Raw genomic sequence first — 24,641 nt, 5'->3', positions numbered from 1 at the left:
GTCCGCTTTTTATTATTTGTTTGTATCAAAAGTCGGATTTGTAAAAATTCGGCGACTTCCAAATATACCTTAACTTTTAATTAAGCGACAACTCCCGCATTGCTTATATACTTTGTTGGCACCAGTTATTTATCCATTAACAAATCTATTGTTTTTTGTCTAATGTTATTATAAACAGCGATATAATCATCTTCTAAACAATATATATAAAAAGGAAAAGCTTTTTTTACTTTTAAAAAGTCACTAGCTTTTGTTTCTTGAATTGTCATAGAAACACCATTACTTTTTGAAAACTTATCAAGAAAGTCTTCTAATTCTAACAAGTTCTGGTTAAATATTATTTTAACAGAATAGAACTCTTTATTTTCTGACATTTCAGATTTCACTTTACTTTGAGTAGGTTTTATGTATGGGTTAGTATTAAAATCAGCTTTCAAAGGAGAGCCAAATACCTTCTGTTTGCGATACGAATTATTTTCGTTATCCTCATAATCAATTCCTTTAATTTGAGAAGAACAAAATTCAGTAATATTTTTCAAGTCAAATTTTTTGGATAAAGACAATAGCTCTGGAATTATTATAGACAACTTCTGATTTTTATCCGAAAGACGAATGATGTAATTCGATATTTTTTCGCTCAATTGAGTTATACTATTATTACCAGGGATACTTTCAAGCCATTTAGAAATTCTTATGGCATCTAATCCTGTAGCCTCGGTATTAGATGTACCATTTCTAAAATAAAATTTACCGGCTTCCAATCCTTTCATTTTTTTTGTTGGCGAAAGAGGTAATTCAAATTTTGTAACTGGAAATTCGAGCACACCAAATATTTTATCTTCAAATTTAATTGTATAATATGCGAAACTTGGTCTTGGATATATATTGTCTTTAACTTTATCTTGCAATATTGCGTCATCAATATTTTGAGTAATACCATTAAATTCAATTGCACCATTTTGCAATTCTTTAATGCCAAAAATTATATATGAAGTATCTTTTCTTATTGTATTAGAGAACGAAATAACGTCTTTTATAAATTTAGCATTTTCTATTTGCCCTTTACTAAAGTCATAAAGGCTTGTTTTAAAATCTAAAGTTGAATTTTCAGACTTTGCTAATAATTGTTCAAATTCGTTATTACTGAGCATTTTTTTTTAATTGGTGCCAACGTCTCCGTATATGAAACGTAGCGTGTAAATAGACGCTAACTTTTCGGATTATACACGAGCCGAATTTTTAAATTTTTCTTTTTATCTTTATTTTACCAAAAGCCAAATTTAAAAATTTGGCGGTCTTCATAAATACACAAAAACCTTTCGGAAAGCCTGTAATAGCTATGTTTTATATACATTGTTAGCCACAGTACTTATTCGCTTAATTCGTCATAAAGGTATCTAAATAATATGTCACAATCAAAATTTTGGGTTGGATTAGTCTCATAGTAATTTTCCAATTTTTTTTGAAAACTACCTTTGAAATCCAACTCAATTAATCTTTCCCAAATTCCGTAATGTTTAAAAGCTAACTCAATATATTCCCAATATTGACTATAAAATTCAATTGCATTATTTGCAAAAGCTATCCATTGGTTGCCTTTCCAACCAAAACCAACAATTTTATTTCGTTTCGCACTTTCAATTATACAAATCAGACTTTGGTGTTCAAACAAATCATCGATTAGCGATTTATTCCAAATCTTTGAACTCAATTCGCAGAGTATTTCTGTCGCTTGATTTTCTTTGGCTTTATTTGGCAATTGATTTATATAAACTCTATCAGTCTCTTTAAAAATGTATCCATTCTTTAAAATTTGTCTGATTAGATAATTTTTGCTGTGCAACTCTTTATTTTCTATTAGAGTTTGAATAATTGTTTTATTGTCGATGGATTTTAAATTGAAATCAAAAGTTAGTTGTTTACAATCAAGAATGAAGTATAAAAAATAGATGTGTTTTTCTTTTGCTATCTTAAACCAACGATGAATTTTAGGTTGACCATTTTCTGGCTTGAAAGCATTTGATTCATTGAGGATTTTGAGTTCATAATCATTTAAATCTTCTATTTCTCTTTTTGCAAAACCACAAGATTGTCCTTTTATCCAGTTTTCTTTTAATAATCCAGTTATATAATTTGCTTTTTCAGTTGCATCGTTCTTTTTACGTTTTTTTTCGGCTAATATTTGTTGCTCTTCTAATTCCTTTTCTATTTTTAATTGTTCTTCCTTTTTTTTGGTAGTTTTTTTATGAAAATCATAGTAATAAGCTTGTTTTGATTCATCATCAAATTTGATTTGCGATAAAGCAAGTGATTTAGATTTCCATTTGTTCATCAATCTATTTCTCTCGTTTAAGAATGGAAATTTATATTTGCAAATCAGCCTAAATTGCTCGGGTTGTTCATCAAATTTGAAGAAATTTTGATATTCGGTAAGATATTTAATATCTCTTTCTGTTTGTTTTTTACCTTCTGCATTGAAATTGTCTAAAATCCAAATTAGGTAAATTCCTTTTCTTTGATAAAATTCGTGTCTGCTTATAATATACCTTAAAGAAAGGTCAGAAAGTTGTATCTCAAATACAATTTCTTTATCCAAGTATTTACAATAAACGTCTGGTTTTCTTTTTTCGTTATTATCGAAAATGAATTTATCATCTATCTGGACATTTGAAACATCTCCAAGTAAAGAAAGTTGTTTACCGATTTGATTTTTAAGAAACTTATGGCGTTCACTTTCTTTCGACCTATAAATTGCATAGATTTTTTCGCTTTCATCAGGCGATAATTTGCCATCTTTTAAAAGACAGAAGTCAGCATTTGGATTATGCTTAAAGTGAAGTCTATCGTATTTGCTTGTAGAAACATTTAATTTCTGTTGACATTCAAGACAATAGAGTTCAATCTCATCTTTGTGAAATTGTTTTCGTACAAGAAAAGCATCTTTAGAATCATCAAAAACTTCGTCAGCTTTAAGGATTTCTCCAGATAATTTGTCAAAAGCCTCTTTTATCGTTCTCTCAAATGCCATTATTTTATGCGATGTTCTTTTTTTCGTATTGTGGCTAACTAGTGTATAAACAAACCTAACCAATTTTTTATTGCAAACTATCATAAGATTAGCTGGTTATGCAATCTTTTTATCTACATTGCGCATAACAGTATTTTAGTTGGTTATGCAAACCTTTTACGATTTTGCCGAGATTCTTGCGATCAAGCGCTATTCTCCTAATACCGTTACCGCTTACGTTGGTCTCTTGATTTCACTACATAAATTCATGAATCCACACACGCCGTTGCAGGAATATGACGATTTCCAGATTAACAAGAAAATTATAGAATTTATCAAGGCCAGAGGCATTGCGCCAGCTACACAGCGGCAGATCATTGCGGCCTTGAGATTATATTATAGGGAGATGTGTGGTAGGGAAATCAATCTGGATCAGGTGACACCAGCAACCCGTTCCAGCAAGTTGCCCGTTATACTCAATACCAGTGAGATCAAGGCAATACTTCAGTCTCCTAAAAACCTTAAGCATAAGGCCATGCTCTATACAGTATACGGCCTTGGTTTGCGCAGTGGTGAGTTGATCCATTTAAAGATTACAGATTTTGATAAGAAGCGTAAGTCGATTCATCTCAAGAATGCCAAAGGTGGTAAGGATCGCATCATTCCCTATCCAGATTCTCTCAAGCCCATTCTTACCCAATATTATCAGGAATATCAACCATCTACCTACGTTTTTCCAGGTCAAAAAGGTCAACGCTACAGTGCCCAAAGCCTGCGCAAGGTGTTCCAAAACGCCTGTAAAACCGCTGGCATACACAAGACTGTTACCTTGCACAGCCTTAGACATGCTTATGCCACGCATCTCATGGACAGCGGCACTGACCTGCGCATGATTCAAAAGTTGCTGGGCCATAAGGACATCAAGACCACGCTCATCTATACGCACGTGACCCAGCGCAGTATGCAGCAGGTACGCAGTCCGTTGGATTTTTTATAGTAGCGCAGGATAGAGGATGAGTCCGCTTTCGCGAAAGCGTGCTCCACAGCAAACCACCACTACAGGCGATTTTCAATAATGCTCTCCACAACCTCTGGATTGAGCAGTGTGGATATATCGCCCAGATCATGGAGCTCTCCAGCAGCTACCTTGCGCAGGATACGTCGCATGATTTTACCAGACCGCGTTTTAGGCAATCCAGGTGTGAACTGGATCTTCTCCAGTTTGGCAATGGGACCTATACGCTCTGCAATGAGCTGGTTGATCTCTTTGCGCAGGTTGTTGTTGTCACGGCTCTCACCGGCTTCTTTTAAAATCACAAAACCATAGAGTGAATTGCCTTTGACATCATGTGGGAAGCCCACGATAGCACTTTCTGCAACGGCAGGGTGCTCATTTATCGCATCCTCAATAGGCGCCGTTCCCAGATTGTGTCCAGATACAATGATAACATCGTCCACACGACCAGTGATCCTGTAATAACCAGTAGCGTCGCGCAGGGCGCCATCACCCGTAAAATAGTGATTTTCAAAAGTAGAGAAATAGGTGGACCTGTAGCGTTCGTGGTTGCCCCAAATGCTGCGAGCCATTCCAGGCCATGGAAACTTGATGGTGAGTCGACCGCTCACCTGGTTGCCTTTGATTTCCTTGCCGTCCTCATCCATAAGCGCCAGTTGTACTCCTGGCAAAGGCAATGTGGCAAAAGTGGGAATCGTTGGTGTCGCAAACGGAATGGGACTTATCATGATCCCGCCGGTTTCTGTCTGGAACCACGTGTCTGCAATGGGTGCATTCTTGCCGCCTATATTCTCGTTGTACCAGTGCCATGCTTCTTCATTAATGGGTTCACCTACAGTTCCCAGTACTTTGAGCGTGCTTAGATCATGTTTTTGCACGTGACTTAAGTTCTCTTTGGCCAGCGCGCGTATGGCTGTTGGCGCGGTGTAGAATTGAGTGACTTTATGCTTTTCCACCACTTGCCAAAATCTACCATAGTCCGGATAGCTAGGAACGCCTTCAAATAAAACGGTTGTGGCACCATTTGCCAGTGGTCCATAAATAATATAACTGTGACCGGTGATCCATCCTATATCTGCACTACACCAATAAATATCATTTTGCCTGTATTGAAATACGTTCTTGAAGGTATAAGCGGCATAAATCATATAACCAGCCGTGGTATGCAACATTCCTTTGGGTTGTCCTGTGGATCCAGATGTATAAAGAATAAAAAGAGGATCTTCTGCATTCATGATTTCTGGATCGCAATGGATTGAGGCCTTGTCAAGTAAGGGTTGCAACCAGACATCACGTCCTTCTTTCATTGTGATATCGCTCTTGATACGTTTGACAACAAGGACGCTTTCAATACTAGGCGCGTCTTGTAGCGCCTCATCAGCGATACCTTTCAAATCAATGGTTTTGCCGCCACGATAAGAACCATCGCTGGTGATAAGCATTTTACATTCAGAATCCTGAATCCTACTGCGCAATGCGGTACTTGAAAATCCCGCGAAAACAATGGAATGTATCGCACCTATGCGCGCGCAAGCCAGCATGGCAGCAGCCAACTCTGGTATCATGGGTAAATAAATGCAAACGCGATCACCACGCTGGATGCCTTTATCTTTTAAAACGTTAGCAAACTTACACACACGCTCATGCAGATCATTATAGGTAATGTGCTGGGCAGCTTCCTTGGGATCGTTGGGTTCAAAGATGATGGCCGTTTGATTACCACGTGTATATAAATGTCTGTCCAGACAGTTTTCTGTAATATTGAGTTGCGCACCTTGGAACCAGTTGACTTCGGGTTTTGCGAAATCCCATTGCAGGACTTTGTCCCAGCGTTTGCGCCAGACAAAATTCTCCTCTGCAATCTCTTCCCAGAATTGCTCTGGATGGTTGACACTCTTACGATATACTTGAAAATATTCTTCTAATCCTTTGATGTGGTAATTACTCATGAGCACTGATTTAAGTACTCTAAAGTAAAAAATAAAGAATAGAATAAATCATAAGACTTTGAAAAGGAACTGTTGAATGCTTTGATTTTAAAAATCAAAATGCATATTTAAACTGAAACTGAAACTGAAACTGAAACTGAAACTGAAACTGAAAGTGAAACTGAAAATGAAACAAAAAACCAAAAACGAAATGCTTGCTCGAGCGTACTCGAGAAAAGGAATGAGTAAAGAACTATCACAGTAACAAGAACCATATCTCGACTGCCGCTCGATACTGGTTCGATAAATTTTAGCTTGCTACATTTTAGGAGGAGTGTAATTTAATCTGCTAGTTAAGTTATATAAGATTTTCAAGAGCCTATGATTCCTGTTTCGAGCGGCAGTCGAGAAAAGGAATATGTAAGGAACTATCATGTGAACAAGAACAGTATCTCGACTACGGTTTACATTGAGCGCAGCCGAAATGCTCGATACTGGTTTTCGAGATTTAAGATAGATGTTTACTTAGTAGAAGGTGACTTAAAGGTACCGATAAAGTTATTGTAAATTTTTCAAGGGCGTAATTCCTGTTTCGAGCGGCAGTCGAGAAAAGGAATTTGTAAGAAACTTTTTTGGGAACAATAACCATATTTCGACTACAGTTTACATTGAGCGCAGCAGAAATGCTCGATACTGGTTTTCGAGATTATCGATGTGTAACAAATTGATTAATGGAGTTATAAATGAACGAGTAAACTTCTAGACGGTTTTAAAAAGCCTGTGATTCCTGTTTCAAGCGGCAGTCGAGTAAAGGAATTTGTAAGGATTTATCATGGTAACAAGAACCATATCTCGACTGCCGCTCGATACTGGTTTTTATGGCATTGGTATAGTGCTATGCCTACTCGAGCGTAGTCGAGAACTATTTTCTAGCCAAATTATATCTCTCATGCAGCAGATGTAATAATTATGAAATAAAATTAGATAAGATGTAATTCATAAAACGAAATTTTAACTTACCACATTACCACATTACCACATTACCACATTACCACATTACCACATTACCACATTACCACATTACCAAATCAACCAAGTAACTCATTGAGCATTGCCGCCAGTCGGATTCCGCCTTTTTGAAGTTGTTTTCTTACAGTAGAAAAATAGTCGTACATGTAGCGGTAACCCAGTTTTTCGCCTACTTCAGTATTTTGGTAAATGTCTTTTACAAGTACCCGGCTGTCCTCCATCCAGTCGCGATGTGTGCCGCTGGCGATAGCTTTGTATTCTTCTTTTGACAGGTCATCCACATTGTTGGCTAGTTCTGTATAGGACATTCCATAGCTTTCAATCATTCTTGTATCCCAGACGCTGTGCAGATTGGTGCCATCATTGAACCAGCGCACTTGGAAGTCATTGCCGCCTTTATCCTCTGCAATTCCTACGTGCATGGGTTGATGAAGATCTCCTACAAAATGAACCAGCAGTCGCAGGTGAAAAGCTTTGTCGGCTTTTGTGGCAGTTTCTGATTTCAAGATTTCTATACATTTATCGATTCCTTGTATGACATCGCCCTCATCGTTATGCTCGTGCGTTTCATAGGTCTGGTCAAAAGGTACATTCACATAATGCCATGGACCATAAGAACGGTATTGACCATCACTCTTAATTTCATCTGCATAGGTAGATACAAAGGCTAGTGACTCGCCATCCAATAAGTCTGCAATGGCTTTTTTGGCTTTTCTATTTAAGTGCTTTTGAGCAATGGCACCAGTAACCCGGTGTCCTGTTTGTCCCCAATCGTCTGCTTTCATGTTTGTAGAAACCAATAGCAAAGCTGCCAAAATCAAATATCTCATTCCGTAAATTTTATCGCAATTTAATTCTAAACATCCGCTACACATGTTACCGAATCATTAATTAAATACTGAATTATAAATAGTAGGAGTGAAGGCTGTTTTGTTTCCGCTTTCGCGAAAGCGTAACGGCTACAAGCATCAACCACATGATTTAATCTTTATGCAGACTTTTTCTGACGCGGATCAAAACACATCATCAGCATCTTGTAGAGCTCAGGATGTTTGCGTTTCATGAGTTTGGGTCTAGAGAAAAAGTATTCTGCAGCAACCGCAAAGAATTCGGCTTGGTTAGTACCGCCATATTTTCTAATGTCAGATTTATTCTTGTCAATCGCCTCCATTTCCTGATGCATCAAATTGATCCACGGCAGGACAAATGATTTCTCCATCAATCGCTCTGGAACGCCATCAGTCTCACCATCTACTTTGTCAATTAAATGGACGAACTCGTGAATTCCTGTATTGTTCTTGTCGCTGGTGTTATCAAAACCCAGATGCAATGAAGATCGCGATAGAATCATCTGGTTTTCATAACGACCGTTTCCTACCAAGCCACCTATCATGCGGTCTGGATGATTCTCATCAAAGTCCATATCTTCATTAAAATTATCAGGATACAAGACCACGCCACTTAAATTTTCATAGTGCCATTCCTTAAATTTAAACACGGGAATCACTGCGCTGGCGGCGACCAAAACAGTATCCAATTCTTCCAGCTCAAAACCAACGGCTTCTACATAGGTTTCTTCAAGGAAAAGCAACATTCTACTGCGAAATCTGCGCTGGGCTCTCGAATTGAGGTTTGCATAGAAAGCAACATGTTTAATTAGAATGGGATGCCACGTGTCTGGATGTGTATCTGTACGTGCATCAGGAGACCGGAACACGAAAAAATACAGCGCTGCCGCTGCTAGAATTAGTAATGGAAGTATGTATAACACGTGGTAATTTTCTACCAAAAATAGCAGGTGCCGTGACTTTTTACTCTTAAGGTTTTAAGAATTTAGATTACCCAATTTGTCTTGTTCTAATTTATGTCGCTGGGCATCGCGTTGTTTCTGGAAGCCATTCAAAAAATTGCGCAAATATTGATCATTAAGCGCCATATATTTTGAATGCTTAGGATTGCGGAAGAATGCGCTTAACTCTGTGGCGCTCACCTTCTGGCCACCTAATTTCATGATATAAACGATCTCTTCTGACTTGAAATTGAAGGCGATTTTAAGTTTGCGCAAGATGATGTTGTTATCTAGTACCACCTCTGCTACCGGTGTTTGTCCATCTTTCTTGCCACGGTAATTTACGATCACGCCATTAAGAAAGGTTGCTAGATTCTCGTCTATGACTACATCAAACGCTTCGTCCTCTTCTTTTTTAAGCCAATCGCTCACTTCAGCTCTGGAGACAGGCTCACCACCTTTGGCATACATGTCCATCATTGCATCATCACTTAAGTTGAGTATGTAGCGCAGTCTTCTAAGAATGTCGTTGTTATCCATGGAATATATCTAGAAAAGGCAAAGATAAGAGTTCGTTTAGAGCCATAAGGTTTAAAGGCATCGCAATTTTAACTCCAAGGTCAGGATCATCTTTATCTTATAATGATAGCACTTTTATCAGAACAAGTTAAACTCAAGAGTTATTGCTTATAAATAACACCATCTTTCATTACAAAATTGACTTCTCGCATTAGGGTAATGTCTATCGTTGGATCACCTTTAACGGCTATCAAATCGGCTAGGGAGCCTTTTTTAATGTTACCAAGATTTGATAAATGAAAAACCTGTGCGTTGCCTGATGTGGCCGCTTTGAGCGCATCTAGTGGCTTCATTCCATAATCCACCATCAATTCTAATTCACGATAATTCTCGCCATGAGGGAAAACGCCAACATCACCGCCAAAGGCGATGGTAACGCCACTATCTAAGGCTTTTTTAAACGAGCGGCGTTTGTTTTTGATTCGTTCTGGTTCTGGATCTGTTGTATTCCAGCCACCATATCTCGTGATTGCTTCTCCTGCGGCTAGTGTTGGGCACAAAGCCACATTGTTCTGTTTCATGAGCTCATAGATTTCTGGCGTGGCATTATCACCGTGCTCGATGGTTTCAACGCCGCCCAGAATTGCTCGACGCATTCCTTCTGGAGTGCTGGCATGAGCCACGGCATAGGTTCCAGCGCTTTCTGCGGTTTCTACCATCGATTTAATTTCTTCCAGCGAAAAAGTGGGTTGCGATGGTGCGCCAGATTGCCAGCGATAATCGGCATAGATTTTAATGAAGTCTGCACCGTTGCCTATTTGCTTTCTTACCGTCGCGATGACATCATTACCGCTTGCTTCCTCTGCGCCTAAAGGTACCGTGACGCCGTCGTGAAAGCCTTTGGGACCATAAGCGCCGGTAGCAACAATAGCTGGCCCAGCAACGAGCAGCCGCGGACCGTCAATTATATTTTGATCAACGCTTTTCTTGATATAAACATCGCTATAGCTAGCACCTTCTGATCCCAAATCGCGCATGGTGGTCACACCTGCCATAAGCGATGATTTCAAATGATTGACAGCTCTAATAGATCGTTCTACTGGTGATTCCTTGAGCACTTGATCGTTCCATGAAGTCTCATTGTATGGATGCAATAATATATGGGAATGCCCTTCAATCAATCCCGGCATCAATGTCATTCCTTCAAGACTAATTTCCTTTGTACCTGATGGGATCTGCAGGTTAGATCGCAAACCTGCGCTTTCAATTAAGTTACCATTTACTAGAACTACCCAGTTTTTATGCAGTTCAGTTCCATCAAAAACTTGATCTGGAACCAATAGAGTCTGGGCTTGTAAAGCGGTGGCAAAAAATAATAGGAGAACAAATATTTTTTTCATAGTCCTCTAAATTAAGTCATAGTCATTAAAGTAATATGCTTAAAGTGAGGATTGATGTGAATACGCTTTCGCGAAAGCGGACTAACTACAAATTAAATTAACTCATTGACTGGCTTTCTGACTAAGCTCAAATGCATAAGTGATGCTGTTACCACTATAGAAACGATGGAAGCCATGGAAAATGCTAGTTCAACATTTTTGATGATAGGTGATTCTATGGCATCAAGGATTGATGCATTACCGCTCATCAAAAACAAAATCAATTCAAACATTATTAACCTACAAGCGGCGATTACCCAAACACATCGAGCGGTCTGACATTGTTTTCTAAAAATGGTAGTAATAGGTAATTCTATGATAAGAATCACGAGTAGCGAATAGCTTAAAAGTAGCGGAGTCTCATAATGTTCATAGTAATCTGTACTGAAATTCAATAGCCAAAACAGAAAGGCAGCCATCGTCATAATGGGATACAGAAAGCAATAAATGGACATGGTTGGTAATCTCATAGGTAGAGCATTTGAGATTTTTCCTTAGAAAAAAATTATGTTATTTGTTTAAATCTTTAGGATATTTCAATCATTAATAAATTTGAATCTTCTTGTGCTTTAAAGCCCAATTGTTTCTTTTTTGAATAGAATATGGAGTCTGATTTCGCGAGTATTTTATCAGTATTAGTAAGGCTTATCGACCCATTGATCACATATACAATCCTTGCTTTGGCATTATTATTAGTTACTAAATCATCCACGGCATCCTTTTTAAAATTACCAGCCTTAAGTGTGATTGTAGTATTCTCATCCTCATCTATAGGAGCACTAAGTATCTTATTGAAATTTTGACTTTTGTATTCTAAATTGAAAATTTCTGATTTGTACTTTGAATTGGAACGTTTATAGTCAAATTCAAGTATTAAATAATTTAGCGCCTTCTCATTATTTGGATTATACTCCATTTTAAAAGCGACATCTGGATATTTGATCATTTGAACTTCTCCAACGGAAACCTGAGTAGAGTCTTGATTATTCAATCGTTCTGCACAAACTCCTTGTAGCGGAATTACTAATTTGAAAATGTTTTTAATCTCATACGGCAAAATACCTGAACCAGGATTAATAAACACTTCATTCATACTAATTAATGAATTAAACTCTTTGTAAGATTTTATTGAATTTTTCTCATCACTGGAGTGCATGAGTAATTTTCCAAACCCAGTGGGTAGTTCTTTCTTGAGATCTGATTTTATAACCTTTAGACACATACTTGTCGTATTTCACTGTTAATAGGGTTTAAAAATCACCAGGGACTTGATTTTAGCTTGAATTTACATATATCTCATATATTTCACAAATGTTAAGTATTTTTCTTACATTATTTTTTCTGTTAACTTTCATTAGTTATTTATTACTATGAAGGCTGACCTTCTGTTCATATCATAGTCTGAGTCGCTACAGACACTAGATTCATCACATGGTTTTAGAGGTCTGTATTCACCATAACCATCAGCACTTATTATTTGCCGTTTATCTATTCCTCGAGAAGTTAAATAGTTTAAGGTCGATGTAGCGCGTTCTTTCGATAGTTTAAGATTGTATAAATCAGAGCCTCTGGAGTCTGTGTGAGATTCAATTCTGATCTGTATATCAGGATAGAAGTTTAAAAATTCAACAACTTTATCTAAGACAGGTTTTGATTCTTTAGCAATGGTGGCTTTATCATATTCAAAATAAATAGGATCTAGCTTTAATTGTTTTTCTCCATCCTTATTGGTAACAATCATTTTCTTAGGTTGCTCCAGAAAGAAATCCACATTCTCAATGGGTTTGCCATCGCTAATTTCCAGTGTTTTTGATTTTACAAAATACTCCATAATGGAGGCCGTAACTTTATATGGCGGCGTGCAGGCTGTGCTTAACGTATATTTCCCCATGTCATCTGTAAACGTACTAGCGACAGATGTACCATTTTCATCAGTTACAAAAATCATTGTTCGTGGTAAGACAGCTTTGCTCTGCAAATCATAAACAGTTCCCTGAATCATTTGAGAGCATTCTTCTTTTTGAATTTCAAACTCATAAATGTCATCATCTCCTTTACCGCCAGGTCGGTTGGAAGCTAGATATCCTTTTGTATTATTTAAAGTAAAAGAAAAATCATCGTAGCTGGTGTTGTAGGAAGCACCAAGATTAACCAATTGAGAAAATGATTTATTTTCTGAATCGAAATCTGCTTTAAAAATATCCAAGCCACCGTAACCTACATGACCGTCAGAGGCGAAATAGAAATCACCATCCTTAGTCATGAAAGGAGTGAAGTCATCACCATATGAATTAATGAGTTCACCAGCATTGATGGGATCTGATATCATTCCGTCTTCATAAATCTTGCAGTAATAAATATCTGCACCACCATAGCCATCAGGCATGTCAGAAGCAAAGAACAACATCGTTCCATCTGCATTAACAAATGGATGCCCAGCAGAAGAGGTGCTGTTGTTGAAGTGTAATTTTTCGCGATTAATAACCTCATTATTGACCCATCGTGCTTTGTAGAGATCAAAATTGGATTCTTGATTTTTCTCAAGGTTTTTAGAACTCTCATTAGAGCTGAAGTATATAACATCACTCTCAGGACTAAAGGCAATGGTAGCATCGTGAAGGTCAGAATTCAAGTTGTCTGATAATAAGCGGACACTTTCTGAATCGTACATATTATTGACAGATACAGTGTATAAACTTAAATAGGGTTGCTCCGTTCTTTCATATAAAGCTTTGGCGGCTCCAGGTCTTGATGAGGAAAAAATCAAATTGCCTTGATGATTTACTGGAGAAAACTCTGCATAATTGGTATTGATTTCTAAATTTTTCAGCAACACCTTATTATCATCTTCCAGATTGAAGACAGAGTCAAATGCTCTTTTTTCACGCTCATAGGCGGCTAGTTTTGATACGGCACCACTATTTTGTAGAAATTCGCGATACACGAGATCTGCTTTTTCATATTCTCGTACGCCTCTTAGAGACCTCACGTAATTGAAGATTTCAGAATCCGATAAAGAATAATTTTGAGCTTTCATTTGAGAATAAATAGAAGCAGAGCTTCTATAATTACCAACTTCATAATTAGCTAGCGCAGCATTTGAAAAGACCTCTTTAGGAAGTGATTTGTCCTTTTCTATGATCTCATTATAAGCTTCTGCAGCCTTGACCAATGAGTTTTTCTCGAACAAGCTGTTTGCCTTTTTTATATTTTGCCCGTAAGAACTTGTTATGGCGAACACTATTAATATTGTAAATATTCTTTTCATGGCGCTGTTTTAAAAGAAACGTGGAGAATTGACTTTTTCTGACCTTTGAGGTAGCGTGTATCTTAGCACAATTTCATGACTACCATCATTATAGCTTGATAATCCGGTGACCGTGTAATCATAGGAATAGCCAGCAAAAAAGCCATCAAATATGTGAATTCCTGCCAGGGCACTCACGGCATCATCATATCTATACGAGGCACCCACATTAATAACATCCTGAATCAAAAAGTTAGCAGATATGTCAACCACTAACGGGTATTCCTTTTGATATTTAGCCAGAACCGTGGGTTTGAATTTCAAATTAGGGTTGAGTTCAAAAACATAACCACCCATCAAGTATAGTTGCAGCTCTTCTGTCGCTATGGAATTTTCAACGCCATTGTATAACTCATTAGTAAAGAAATCTGGAACAGATACACCAGCGTACCATGAATCACTATAAACGTAGGCACCAGCACCAATTATGGCAGAGAATCGGTTATCGATGTTGTTTGATAAGATGGGATCATTGCCATCCTGAAAAGTTCCTCTCGAGAAATCAACGTCATAATTATCAATTCCACCGCTGACCCCAAAAGCCAGTTTCGTATTATAATTCAGGTCGATATTGTAAGAGAAATTTACAACAGCATTGAATTCCTTAACGGGTCCCAAAGTTTCATTCTGTATGTTGAGACCTATTCCCATTCGCTCATTGTACAGAGGTTTATTGACTCCCAAAGTTTGGGTTTCAGGCGCACCGTCCAGGCCAGTCCACTGGTTTCTGTAGGCAGCAAACAAATCCAGCGTCCCAGTAGATCCAGAGTAGGCTGGATTAATGATTGAAGGGTTGTACATATACTGTGTGTATTGCGGTTCCTGCTGTGCTATACCGCTTTTCGCGAAAGCGAGAAACATCAACATTAAAACATAATTCCTATTTTCTAGGCAACGATGAGCCACCTCTATGAGTCTTGATTTCATAACGTTTAGTATTTTAAAATGAGTAAGCAAGTGATGATAAAGGCGCTACAATGCGAGGTAAACCCAACCGGTTTTGGTACCTAATTCTTTCATATCCAGAACATAATAATAGGTCGCTGCTGGTAGTACCTCATCTTGGTCAGCCACGTTTGAAACGTTTGCCCTACCATCCCAATCATTTTGGTAATTTCTGGATGTGTAGATGAGCGATCCATATTTATTATAAATCTTCAAATCATTATCTGGGAAGTTCTCGATACAAGAGATGACAAAGCGATCGTTCATACCATCTCCGTTAGGTGTGAACTCGTTGTAGACTATGAGACATAATGGCTCAGTTCCTGCTTGCGCAGTATTATTGGAAGGAGCTATATCGATAGGGTTCGATATCATTACTGAAGCCCGATTCATATAATCACCAGTACCCAATACTTTAACCCGAATGGTCAGGACGGCCAGTGCATTAGGTTGCAGTTGGTTGATCGTCCATATATTAGTTGACGAGTTATAGGAACCAATGGTAACATTAGCATCAATAAAGGAGTATCCTGATGGCATATCATCTATAACCTGTACATTATTGAAAGGGTGAGGACCTTCATTTTCCACCTGGATAGTAAACGTTACCGCTTCACCTACCATGGGACGTTCATTGTCCACAGTTTTAGTGATCGATATATCTGCGCAAACCATGATGTCCACGTCAAGGAATGCGGTGGAGCTACCGTTACAAAAGGTAGGATCATCATAAGCAACTGATATCGTACCTTCTTCATCATCCATCCATTGAACACTGATCATTGAATCGTTAGTTGTTCCACCATCTACAATGTCACCGCCGTTAACTGTCCAGTTATAATTTGAGTGACCACTTTCGGTTATATAAGTGACAGTTGTACCCATACAAACCTCACCAGTAGTATCTGAATTAATGGATGGCATAGGATCAACTTTTACGCTCACCATAATAGCAAGTCTATCATCGCTCTCACAAGATCCACTTGAAACAGATGCTACGTAATAGGTCTGACCATTTTCTAAACTCTCATTGCCACTAAGCGGATCACCACCAACGGGTTGAGCATAGAATAATACATTGCTTTCATTTACTTGTAAGTCCAGAATCGTTGGAGAATCAGATTCACAAAACTCTTGATTGACGTTCATAGTTGTAGGAGCTGGCAAGCTTCCTAATCGTACAGTAATGGCTAAACGCGTTTCACTTTCACAACCATTGGAACTCACTTGCGCTGCGTAATAAATCCCACCATCCATTAATGCATCTGTAGAATCGTAGGCTGTTCCGCCAATTGCTTGATCGTAGAAAATCACATTGGATTCATTTACTTGAAGCGAACCAATCGTAGCATTATCTATTGAACAGAACATTTGTTCTGCGGCATTAGTTGTTGGAGCTGCTATATTTTCAATATTCACCGTTATGGCAAGCCTCGTTGAACTCTCACAACCATTGGCTCCAACTTGTGTTGCAAAATAAACCTCTCCATCTATTAAAGCATCTGTAGAATCGTAGGCTGTTCCGCCGATTGCTTGATCATAAAAGATCACATTGGACTCATTTACTTGAAGCGAAGCAACAGTTGCTACTTCCGTAGAGCAGAAAATCTGATTGATTAGGCTTGTTGTTGGAGTTGGTAGATCCTCAATGTTTACCGTGATGGCTAATCGTGTTCCGCTTTCACAACCATTGGCTCCAATCTGGGCGGCATAGTATATTTCGCCATCTATCAATGCATCCGTGGAATCGTAAGCCGTTCCGCCAATTGCCTGATCATAGAAAATCACATTGGATTCATTTATTTGTAAAGAAGCAATGGTTGCCAATTCTGTAGAGCAGAATAATTGATTAGTCAAGTTAGTTGTTGGAGTCAATAAATCCTCGATGTTTACCGTGATGGCAAGCCTTGTTTCGCTTTCACAACCGTTGGCTCCAATTTGAGCGGCAAAATAAACTTCTCCATCTATTAAAGTATCTGTAGAATCGTAAGCCGTTCCGCCAATGGCCTGATCGTAGAAAATCACATCAGACTCATTTACTTGAAGGGAAGCAATAGTTGCCAATTCCGTAGAACAGAATATTTGATTGGTCAAGTTTGTTGTTGGAGTAAGAAGATCTTCGATGTTTACCATGATGGCTAATCTTGTTTCGCTTTCACAGCCATTGGTTCCAACTTGAGCGGCAAAATAAACTTCTCCATCTATCAATGCATCCGTGGAATCGTATGTTGATCCACCGATGGCCTGATCGTAAAAGATCACATTGAACTCGTTTACTTGAAGGGAAGCAATAGTTGCCAATTCTGTAGAGCAGAATATCTGATTAGTCAGGTTTGTTGTTGGAGTCAGTAGATCCTCGATGTTCACAGTAATTGCTAATCTAGTTTCGCTTTCACAACCGTTTGTTCCAAATTGTGCGGCAAAATAAACTTGTCCATCTATCAAAGCATCATTAGAATCGTAGGCTGTTCCGCCGATTGCTTGATCGTAGAAGATCACGTTAGTTTCGTTTATTTGAAGCGATGCAACAGTTGCCAATCCGGTTGAGCAGAATATCTGATTAATTAAGTTGGTAGTTGGAGCCAGTAGATCCTCGATGTTTACCGTGATGGCTAATCTTGTTTCGCTTTCACAACCGTTTGCTCCAACTTGTGTTGCAAAATAAACTTCTCCATCTATCAATGCATCTGTAGAATCGTAAGCTGTTCCGCCAGTGGCTTGATCGTAGAAAATCACATTGGATTCGTTTACTTGCAGCGAAGCAATGGTTGCCAATTCTGTAGAGCAGAATATTTGATTGATAAGGCTCGTTGTTGGAGTCAACAGATCCTCGATATTTACCGTGATGGCTAATCTAGTTTCACTTTCACAACCGTTTGCCCCAACTTGTGCTGCAAAATAAACTTCTCCGTCTACTAATGCATCAGAAGAATCGTATGCTGTTCCGCCGATTGCTTGATCGTAGAAAATCACATTGGATTCGTTTACTTGCAGCGAAGCAATGGTTGCCAATTCTGTAGAGCAGAATATTTGATTGATAAGGCTCGTTGTTGGAGTCAACAGATCCTCGATATTTACCGTGATGGCTAATCTAGTTTCACTTTCACAACCGTTTGCCCCAACTTGTGCTGCAAAATAAACTTCTCCGTCTACCAAAGCATCTGTAGAATCGTAGGCTGTTCCGCCAATGGCTTGATCGTAAAAGATCACATTAGATTCATTTACTTGTAGTGATGCAATCGTTGCTATTTCGGTTGAGCAGAATATCTGATTGATAAGGTTTGTTGTTGGAGATAGTAGATTTTCGATGTTTACCGTGATGGCTAATCTGGTTTCACTTTCACAACCGTTTGCTCCAACTTGCACTGCAAAATAAACTTCTCCATCGACTAGGGCATCTGTAGAATCGTATGCTGTTCCACCAATGGCCTGATCGTAGAAAATCACATTGGACTCATTGACTTGAAGCGATGCAACAGTTGCTACTTCTGTAGAGCAGAATAATTGATTAGTCAAGTTAGTTGTTGGAGTAAGAAGATCCTCGATGTTTACCGTGATGGCTAATCTTGTTTCGCTTTCACAACCATTGGCTCCAACTTGTGCTGCAAAATAAACCTCTCCATCAATCAATGTATCTGTAGAATCGTAGGCTGTTCCGCCAGTGGCTTGATCGTAGAAAATCACATCAGACTCATTGACTTGAAGCGAAGCAACAGTTGCTAATTCCGAAGAGCAGAATATTTGATTGATCAAGTTGGTAGTAGGGGCGAGGAGATCCTCGATATTTACAGTAATGGCAAGCCTTGTTTCGCTTTCACAACCGTTTGCTCCGACTTGGGCGGCATAATATATTTTGCCATCTATCAACGCATCTGTAGAATCGTAAGCTGTTCCGCCAATGGCCTGATCGTAGAAAATCACATTGGATTCGTTTACTTGCAGCGAAGCAATGGTTGCCAATTCTGTAGAGCAGAATATCTGATTGATCAAATTGGTTGTTGGAGTCAGAAGATCCTCGATGTTTACCGTGATGGCTAATCTTGTTTCGCTTTCACATCCATTGACTCCGACCTGGGCGGCATAGTATATTTCGCCATCTATCAACGCATCTGTAGAATTGTATGCAGTTCCACCATCAGCTTGATCGTAGAAAATCAGGTTGTTACCATTGACGTTTAGGTCGAGAAGGTTGGAAAGTAAGGAAGCACAGAAGGTTTGTTCTGGTTCTGTCGTTGTTGGTGGTGCTACTGCGGTTGTGATCTCGTAGACATCTAAGGATTGTACGAGATTTACATTGAGTAGCGAGTTCAACCTGATTGCTATTTGATCGAATTCTTGGTTAGGAGAAATTGTTACTATGGCACGTTGGCCGTTTTGTAGTAAGGTCAGCGCGTCCAGGTTGATTAGGGTAGAAATCGTTCCTGTATATACCGCGCTTCCTTGATTATAGGCAATTACCTGAACGTTATTTAACAGTCCAAGGGTTAATAAAGCTGGATCAGTTTTTAAGGTTACTGATACATTTTGATCTGTGGCTTTAGTAGATGGGAAATACACATTTTGCTGCATATTTGCGGCGACTCCAACAACTCCTAAACTAATCTGGGAAAAATTATCAGGATCATTATCGATTACATGAAATGAATCTTGCACTCCAGCGCCACCTAGACCCAAAACATCAAGTGTTACTCCTTGACCATCAAAATCAGTCACCTGAGCAAATGGGAGACAGGAGTCCGTATTAAAATAAAACACGTTGTAAACGTTCATCTGATGATTTACACCTAAAAGCAAATTACTTGTAATGTCGCTTACCCTAATCCGGTTGTAGTCTTGGTCTGGAGTAATTGCAATGAAAAAGTCCCCATTGGCACCTCTCACTACTCTCTGGCGGTAAGAAGAACCTACTGTAGTAGATGACAAGGTATAGATGGATGAGGTTGAACTACCATCAAAAAAACTGGCTTCTACTTCAAATCTATGATCTCCCAATGCAATATTGCCCACAAGATCAGCGGCAAGATTTCCTAAAGAGCCACCCAATAAATAATTCAGGATGTCATTATCAAAATCTATCTTGATATAAGAGGTGGTATTTGCCGGTACTGTAGAAGGAAAAGAAACTTCAAGGTCTCCTTTATAGGAACCTACACCTACCGCAATACCACCATATGAATTTAGCGTTGCAAAATCTCCTTCATTAGGAGTCAAAACAGCATTTGAATTAGAAACATTTTCTTCATTCACAATTTGGGTTGCAAATGTTTTGACTTGTGCAAGTGCTGGACTTGATATCAAAAGTGTTAGAATAAATGCTACGAGTAAATTAGCGTAGCAATAAGCTGTAGTGCGTAATTTGATTTTCATAAGAACAATTTTTAATGAGCTTATTATTCTTGAGAAGGTTCGTTTAGGTTTTTGAGAATTTTAGATAGTTTTTGGAATATTTCAAACGATTTAGTTTATATGTGCTATCTTTTCCAATAATTTAGAAACTTACCGTTCGTCGTATTTAATTCTAAAATTATCGGAATAAGTTTCTTTTAAATCTTAATAAAAAGTTAAATGTCTCAAAATGCGACTAACATTATTGCTCGTTTGAAGGAAGAATTATCCATCAGCGCAGATAAGGATGTGTGTGAATTGTTAGATATAAAATCAAACACATTATCCACATGGAAGAAAAGGGATACGCTAGATTTTAATAAGGTGATAGCTCTATGTGATGATAAAAATCTAGATCTTAATTATATCTTTTTTGATGAGAGACAATCAACTGAAAGTGAATCTCATAACGTCTTTTTTTCAGGTGGAAGTGAGCACGTCAATATAGAAGAAATCTCATCTCAAATTGAAGTCGTAGATACGTTCAAGCTTATAAATACGAACCGGAATCTTTCCGTTTTTAATTGTCAAAAAAGCCAGCATCCTGACATTGAAAAACCATGTATTTTAATAGGGCAAAAGGTAGTTTTCAAAAATCTTAAAGAAAAAACAATTTATATCGTCCAAAATCAAAATGGCGATACAATCATCGACGAAATTCTTAAAATAGGATCTAATGATGAGCTGGAGTTCAAATATCTTTCCTTATTTGATACTGTCGATCAACCGATGAGCACCTACAAATTTTGGCAGCTTATTAGTACTATCGATAATTCAGTAGAGTAGAAAGCCACTACTCATTTTTACACTTGTTTATCAAGTTTACTCGTAGTTCATGAGATTCATTTTGTGTGTATGTTTCTAGAATCTTCGCTTTCGCGAAAGCGAACTACTTCAAACATAATTACATACCAATACATTTCAGTAAAACCTATCCTATCCATCTGCGCGGTTCCGTTATTCTAACATAAGATTAATACGTAGCGTGTTTTTCCTATTCTATATTTGTGTCGCGCACGATATAAATTATGATATGATAGATGACAAGGAAAATACAGATCCACTCAAATTGAGCAATCAGGTTTGTTTTCCTATCTATTCTGTATCAAGATTAATTACTAGGGCTTACCAACCATATCTCAAAGAAATTGGGTTGACATATCCCCAATATCTGGTTATGATGGTGCTATGGGAAGAGGATCATTTGAGCATCAATCATATTTCTGAGCGGTTGTTACTCAACACAAATACATTATCACCATTGTTGCAACGCATGGAAAGTCAGGAGTTTATACATCGCAATCGTTGCAATGAGGATGAGCGCAGTGTGATCATCTGTTTGTCTAATAAAGGCAGGAAACTAAAAGAGAAAGCTGCTAGTGTACCTACTGATGTTCTTGGCTTATTAACTACTGAAAACATCAACCTATCAGAAATACAGCACCTTAAAGGCGTTCTAGAAAACTGGATGCAGGTACTGATCAAAAAACAAAACAATTAAAAAAGAGAAGAAATGAATTTATTGGAGAACTTAAAATGGAGATATGCTGCCAAAGCCATGAACGGCGAGAAGGTATCACAGGATAAAATTGACCGCATCCTAGAAGCCGTGCGTCTAGCGCCTACTTCTAGTGGTTTACAGCCTTTTGAAGTCTTGGTGGTCACAAATCAAGAAACTAAGGAAAAGATCAAACCAGTAGCATGGGATCAATCTACCGTGACAGATTGTTCACACCTTTTGGTTTTTGCAGCATGGGATACCTACACTAAAGACCGCATCAATTACATGTTTGATTTGACTAACGAGATACGCGGATTCAAAAACGAAGGCTGGGAAAATTACCGCCAGCAGCTATTGAATTCTTATCCGCAAAAGGATGACGAGGAGAACTTCAACCATGCAGCAAAACAAGCCTACATAGGTCTTGCACATGCCTTGATGGCCGCGGCAGAGGAGAAAGTTGATTCTGTACCTATGGAAGGTTTTGATGCAGATGCTGTAGACAAAATATTAGGTCTAAGAGAAAAAGGACTACGCAGCTGCGTTCTTATGCCTATAGGTTACCGTCATGCATCAGAGGACTGGTTGTCAGATCTTGTGAAAGTGAGAAAACCTATGGAAGACCTGGTGACAGTGATTGATTAAACAGTTTCACAGTCACATTTAAAATCATTAAAATAAATCGCTGCTTATACGATTGCGGCTATTAACAAACATTAAAATAAATATCATGAAAGTACTATTTGTATTAACATCACACGATAAATTAGGAGACACTGGTAAAAAAACAGGTTTCTGGGTAGAAGAATTTGCAGGACCATATTACACCTTAAAAGATAAAGGTGTCGATATAACACTTGCTACGCCTAAAGGTGGTAAAGCACCCATCGATCCTAGCAGTGATACAGATGACGCCTCAACCGAATCGACAGAGCGTTTTCACAACGACAAAGAGGCACAGGAAAGAATCAACAATACTCATAAATTGACGGACATTTTCCCAGCAGATTATGATGCGGTATTCTATCCAGGTGGACATGGACCACTTTGGGATCTAGCCAATGACAAGACATCGATAAGACTGATTGAAAAATTCAATGAATTAGAAAGACCAATTGCATTTGTATGTCACGCACCAGCAGCATTGAAAAATGTGAAAGGAATTGATGGTGAGCCACTTGTAAAAGGTAAAAAGGTCACTGGATTTACCAATTCTGAAGAGAAAGCCGTTGACCTAGTGGACGTTGTACCATTTTTGGTAGAAGATATGTTGAAGGAAAATGGCGGCATCTATTCTAAAAGTGATGACTGGTCAGAATATGTACTGCAGGACGGTCGTTTGATCACTGGACAAAATCCAGCTTCATCTAATAAGGTGGCAGAGTTGCTTTACGATTCAGTAAAATAATTTCAACCTCATTTGAACAAAGCCCGTACGATAACGTATGGGCTTTTTTATTAAAGTCAGTTTGATAAGTGAGATGATGAGGATATCGCTTTCGCGAAAGCGAACTAATATTCAAAATTCATATGTTCAGCAGGCTTGCGATGGTTTCCAATAACCCAATCGCTGGCGATGTGGCAAGACATTCCTTACAATTGGAATATGTAAATAAGCAATCCACGGTATCTGTAACCATGTGGAACAAGAGACCGATGCCTATGATTCTCAATGGACCTTTAAAGAAAAGCAACACCACATAAATTATCATCGCGTAATGGGTGTGTAATAGGTGAAAGTTGATACTGCAACGATCTGCCTGAAAAATAGGGGTAGCCAGCAAATGATCCAAATCTACCAACATAGTAGCCAGCAGTATCAAATATGCCTTTTTCCATTGCGATCTAAAAAAGACATAGGCAATAATGAAAGGCGCTCCAAAATGCAGAAAATAATGAACTAAAGTCTGCATCTATAAAATGAATTTCTTTATGAAACTAAATTAGAGTTTTGTCTAATACGCAACTACTAAAACCATCTGTTTCAATAAAAGAAGTAGGCTAGTCCAGATCTGAAAGTTCTAGCTTCTCACCGTATGACGTGACCCATGAGCCATCTTTAAAAGCAATAACTCCAAAGTCACTGTGATAAAAGTCAGTTCCTAACCAGGTTGATTTTTCAATACCGACAACATAATCGGGCAGGCAAACAGTGCCGCCATTTTGATCAACTTCTGTAAATCCCTCATCGCACAGTGTTGAATCACAGGATTGTAATATCAAGAGTAGGAATACTGCTACGGTTATTTGCAAGTAATTTTTGACCATGGAGTATATTTTAAGCCGCTAAAATAAAAACCAACTATTAAAACATAGCATTGATCTAAAAATAATCGGGATACATTTTTTGCCAAAGGCGTAATCAAAAATTTTTAGAAATAGGAATTGTAATAATGTACAATGGGTTCTTCAACATCCTCATCATACTCATATTCCCAATGGTACAAGACGCTTTCTGCATGCTTGACGTCATCTTCGGTAAATAACTGCTGGCATTCTTTCGCAAGTCGCAGATCGCTTTTAAAAACTGATCCTATGCGCAGTCTGAATACATTAAGTGGAGTGGTGGTACCCAATAAATAACCTATGAGCGCAATGGGTTCAATTTCATTGGCTGGACATTTCTCTAGAATATTACGTTCCTTATCATTGATTTTGATATTACTTTCAAAGTAATGTTGAAGAATACGGCGCTTTTCAAACGTGATCATTTTGTCTGAAAAGAATTCTGGATTGTCTTCAATGGACAAGGAAAATTCCATGGGTTGTTATTAAGA

At 38.2% G+C, this 24,641-nt stretch carries 20 protein-coding genes; 5 read left to right on the top strand and 15 right to left on the bottom strand.

The window, feature by feature from the left end; genetic code table 11:
* Positions 1-125: 125 nt before the first annotated feature.
* Both BLO34_RS04900 and BLO34_RS04895 read right to left on the bottom strand, forming a co-directional pair.
* Positions 126-1,151 carry a helix-turn-helix domain-containing protein gene (locus tag BLO34_RS04900; RefSeq protein ID WP_090753098.1) on the bottom strand — a complete coding sequence of 342 codons (1,026 nt, stop codon included), beginning with the start codon at positions 1,149-1,151 and terminating at the stop codon, positions 126-128.
* A 218-nt stretch (positions 1,152-1,369) separates the two neighbouring features.
* Positions 1,370-3,028, bottom strand: a complete 1,659-nt coding sequence (locus BLO34_RS04895) for a DUF6035 family protein (protein WP_090753096.1) — start codon at positions 3,026-3,028, stop codon at positions 1,370-1,372.
* Positions 3,029-3,173: 145 nt separating this feature from the next.
* Here BLO34_RS04895 and BLO34_RS04890 point away from each other — a divergent pair, with 145 nt between their 5' ends.
* Positions 3,174-4,004 (top strand): tyrosine-type recombinase/integrase, encoded by an 831-nt coding sequence (locus BLO34_RS04890; protein WP_090753094.1) that lies wholly within the window; start codon positions 3,174-3,176, stop codon positions 4,002-4,004.
* A gap of 59 nt (positions 4,005-4,063) precedes the next feature.
* Here BLO34_RS04890 and acs read toward each other — a convergent pair whose 3' ends face one another.
* From acs to BLO34_RS04840, 10 genes are all read right to left on the bottom strand, one after another.
* Complete coding sequence (gene acs, locus BLO34_RS04885; RefSeq protein WP_090753093.1) at positions 4,064-5,971, bottom strand: acetate--CoA ligase; 1,908 nt, start codon at positions 5,969-5,971, stop codon at positions 4,064-4,066.
* A 1,067-nt stretch (positions 5,972-7,038) separates the two neighbouring features.
* Positions 7,039-7,809 carry a S1/P1 nuclease gene (locus BLO34_RS04880; protein ID WP_090753091.1) on the bottom strand — a complete coding sequence of 257 codons (771 nt, stop codon included), beginning with the start codon at positions 7,807-7,809 and terminating at the stop codon, positions 7,039-7,041.
* A gap of 158 nt (positions 7,810-7,967) precedes the next feature.
* Positions 7,968-8,750: a zinc-dependent peptidase gene (locus BLO34_RS04875; protein ID WP_090753089.1), complete on the bottom strand. Its 783-nt coding sequence runs from the start codon at positions 8,748-8,750 to the stop codon at positions 7,968-7,970.
* A 54-nt stretch (positions 8,751-8,804) separates the two neighbouring features.
* Positions 8,805-9,308 carry a DUF1456 family protein gene (locus BLO34_RS04870; RefSeq protein ID WP_090753088.1) on the bottom strand — a complete coding sequence of 168 codons (504 nt, stop codon included), beginning with the start codon at positions 9,306-9,308 and terminating at the stop codon, positions 8,805-8,807.
* Between the two features lie 140 nt (positions 9,309-9,448).
* Positions 9,449-10,687 (bottom strand): metal-dependent hydrolase family protein, encoded by a 1,239-nt coding sequence (locus BLO34_RS04865; protein WP_090753087.1) that lies wholly within the window; start codon positions 10,685-10,687, stop codon positions 9,449-9,451.
* A gap of 92 nt (positions 10,688-10,779) precedes the next feature.
* Positions 10,780-11,196: a hypothetical protein gene (locus BLO34_RS14555; protein WP_157686684.1), complete on the bottom strand. Its 417-nt coding sequence runs from the start codon at positions 11,194-11,196 to the stop codon at positions 10,780-10,782.
* Positions 11,197-11,252: 56 nt separating this feature from the next.
* On the bottom strand, positions 11,253-11,948 hold the full coding sequence (locus tag BLO34_RS04855; RefSeq protein ID WP_090753085.1) for a hypothetical protein: 696 nt from the start codon (positions 11,946-11,948) through the stop codon (positions 11,253-11,255).
* Positions 11,949-12,080: 132 nt separating this feature from the next.
* On the bottom strand, positions 12,081-13,994 hold the full coding sequence (locus BLO34_RS04850; RefSeq protein ID WP_090753084.1) for an OmpA family protein: 1,914 nt from the start codon (positions 13,992-13,994) through the stop codon (positions 12,081-12,083).
* A 9-nt stretch (positions 13,995-14,003) separates the two neighbouring features.
* Positions 14,004-14,960, bottom strand: coding sequence for a type IX secretion system membrane protein PorP/SprF (locus BLO34_RS04845; RefSeq protein ID WP_172823954.1), 957 nt, complete (start codon positions 14,958-14,960; stop codon positions 14,004-14,006).
* Between the two features lie 45 nt (positions 14,961-15,005).
* Positions 15,006-20,345, bottom strand: a complete 5,340-nt coding sequence (locus BLO34_RS04840) for a gliding motility-associated C-terminal domain-containing protein (RefSeq protein ID WP_090753083.1) — start codon at positions 20,343-20,345, stop codon at positions 15,006-15,008.
* Between the two features lie 198 nt (positions 20,346-20,543).
* On the opposite strand from BLO34_RS04840, the gene BLO34_RS04835 reads away from it, so the two are divergent.
* From BLO34_RS04835 to BLO34_RS04820, 4 genes are all read left to right on the top strand, one after another.
* The gene (locus BLO34_RS04835; protein ID WP_090753081.1) at positions 20,544-21,149 is read left to right on the top strand and encodes a helix-turn-helix domain-containing protein; all 606 of its coding nucleotides are present in this window, start codon (positions 20,544-20,546) and stop codon (positions 21,147-21,149) included.
* 247 nt (positions 21,150-21,396) lie between these two features.
* Positions 21,397-21,864, top strand: coding sequence for a MarR family winged helix-turn-helix transcriptional regulator (locus tag BLO34_RS04830; protein ID WP_090753079.1), 468 nt, complete (start codon positions 21,397-21,399; stop codon positions 21,862-21,864).
* A gap of 12 nt (positions 21,865-21,876) precedes the next feature.
* Entirely contained in the window at positions 21,877-22,509 is a 633-nt protein-coding gene (locus tag BLO34_RS04825) for an NAD(P)H-dependent oxidoreductase (protein ID WP_090753078.1), read from the top strand.
* 85 nt (positions 22,510-22,594) lie between these two features.
* Positions 22,595-23,272 carry a type 1 glutamine amidotransferase domain-containing protein gene (locus BLO34_RS04820; protein ID WP_090753076.1) on the top strand — a complete coding sequence of 226 codons (678 nt, stop codon included), beginning with the start codon at positions 22,595-22,597 and terminating at the stop codon, positions 23,270-23,272.
* 118 nt (positions 23,273-23,390) lie between these two features.
* Here BLO34_RS04820 and BLO34_RS14710 read toward each other — a convergent pair whose 3' ends face one another.
* From BLO34_RS14710 to BLO34_RS04805, 3 genes are all read right to left on the bottom strand, one after another.
* Positions 23,391-23,777 (bottom strand): DUF6122 family protein, encoded by a 387-nt coding sequence (locus BLO34_RS14710; RefSeq protein ID WP_090753075.1) that lies wholly within the window; start codon positions 23,775-23,777, stop codon positions 23,391-23,393.
* A gap of 88 nt (positions 23,778-23,865) precedes the next feature.
* Positions 23,866-24,132 (bottom strand): hypothetical protein, encoded by a 267-nt coding sequence (locus tag BLO34_RS04810; RefSeq protein WP_090753073.1) that lies wholly within the window; start codon positions 24,130-24,132, stop codon positions 23,866-23,868.
* A 104-nt stretch (positions 24,133-24,236) separates the two neighbouring features.
* Positions 24,237-24,626: a hypothetical protein gene (locus BLO34_RS04805; RefSeq protein ID WP_090753071.1), complete on the bottom strand. Its 390-nt coding sequence runs from the start codon at positions 24,624-24,626 to the stop codon at positions 24,237-24,239.
* Positions 24,627-24,641 lie beyond the last annotated feature (15 nt).

The sequence above is a fragment of the Nonlabens sp. Hel1_33_55 genome, from assembly GCF_900101765.1.
In the GTDB taxonomy this organism is placed as follows: Bacteria; Bacteroidota; Bacteroidia; order Flavobacteriales; family Flavobacteriaceae; genus Nonlabens.
The sequence above is the reverse complement of the archived record's forward strand: the minus strand, read 5'-3'. Positions and strand labels throughout refer to the sequence as shown.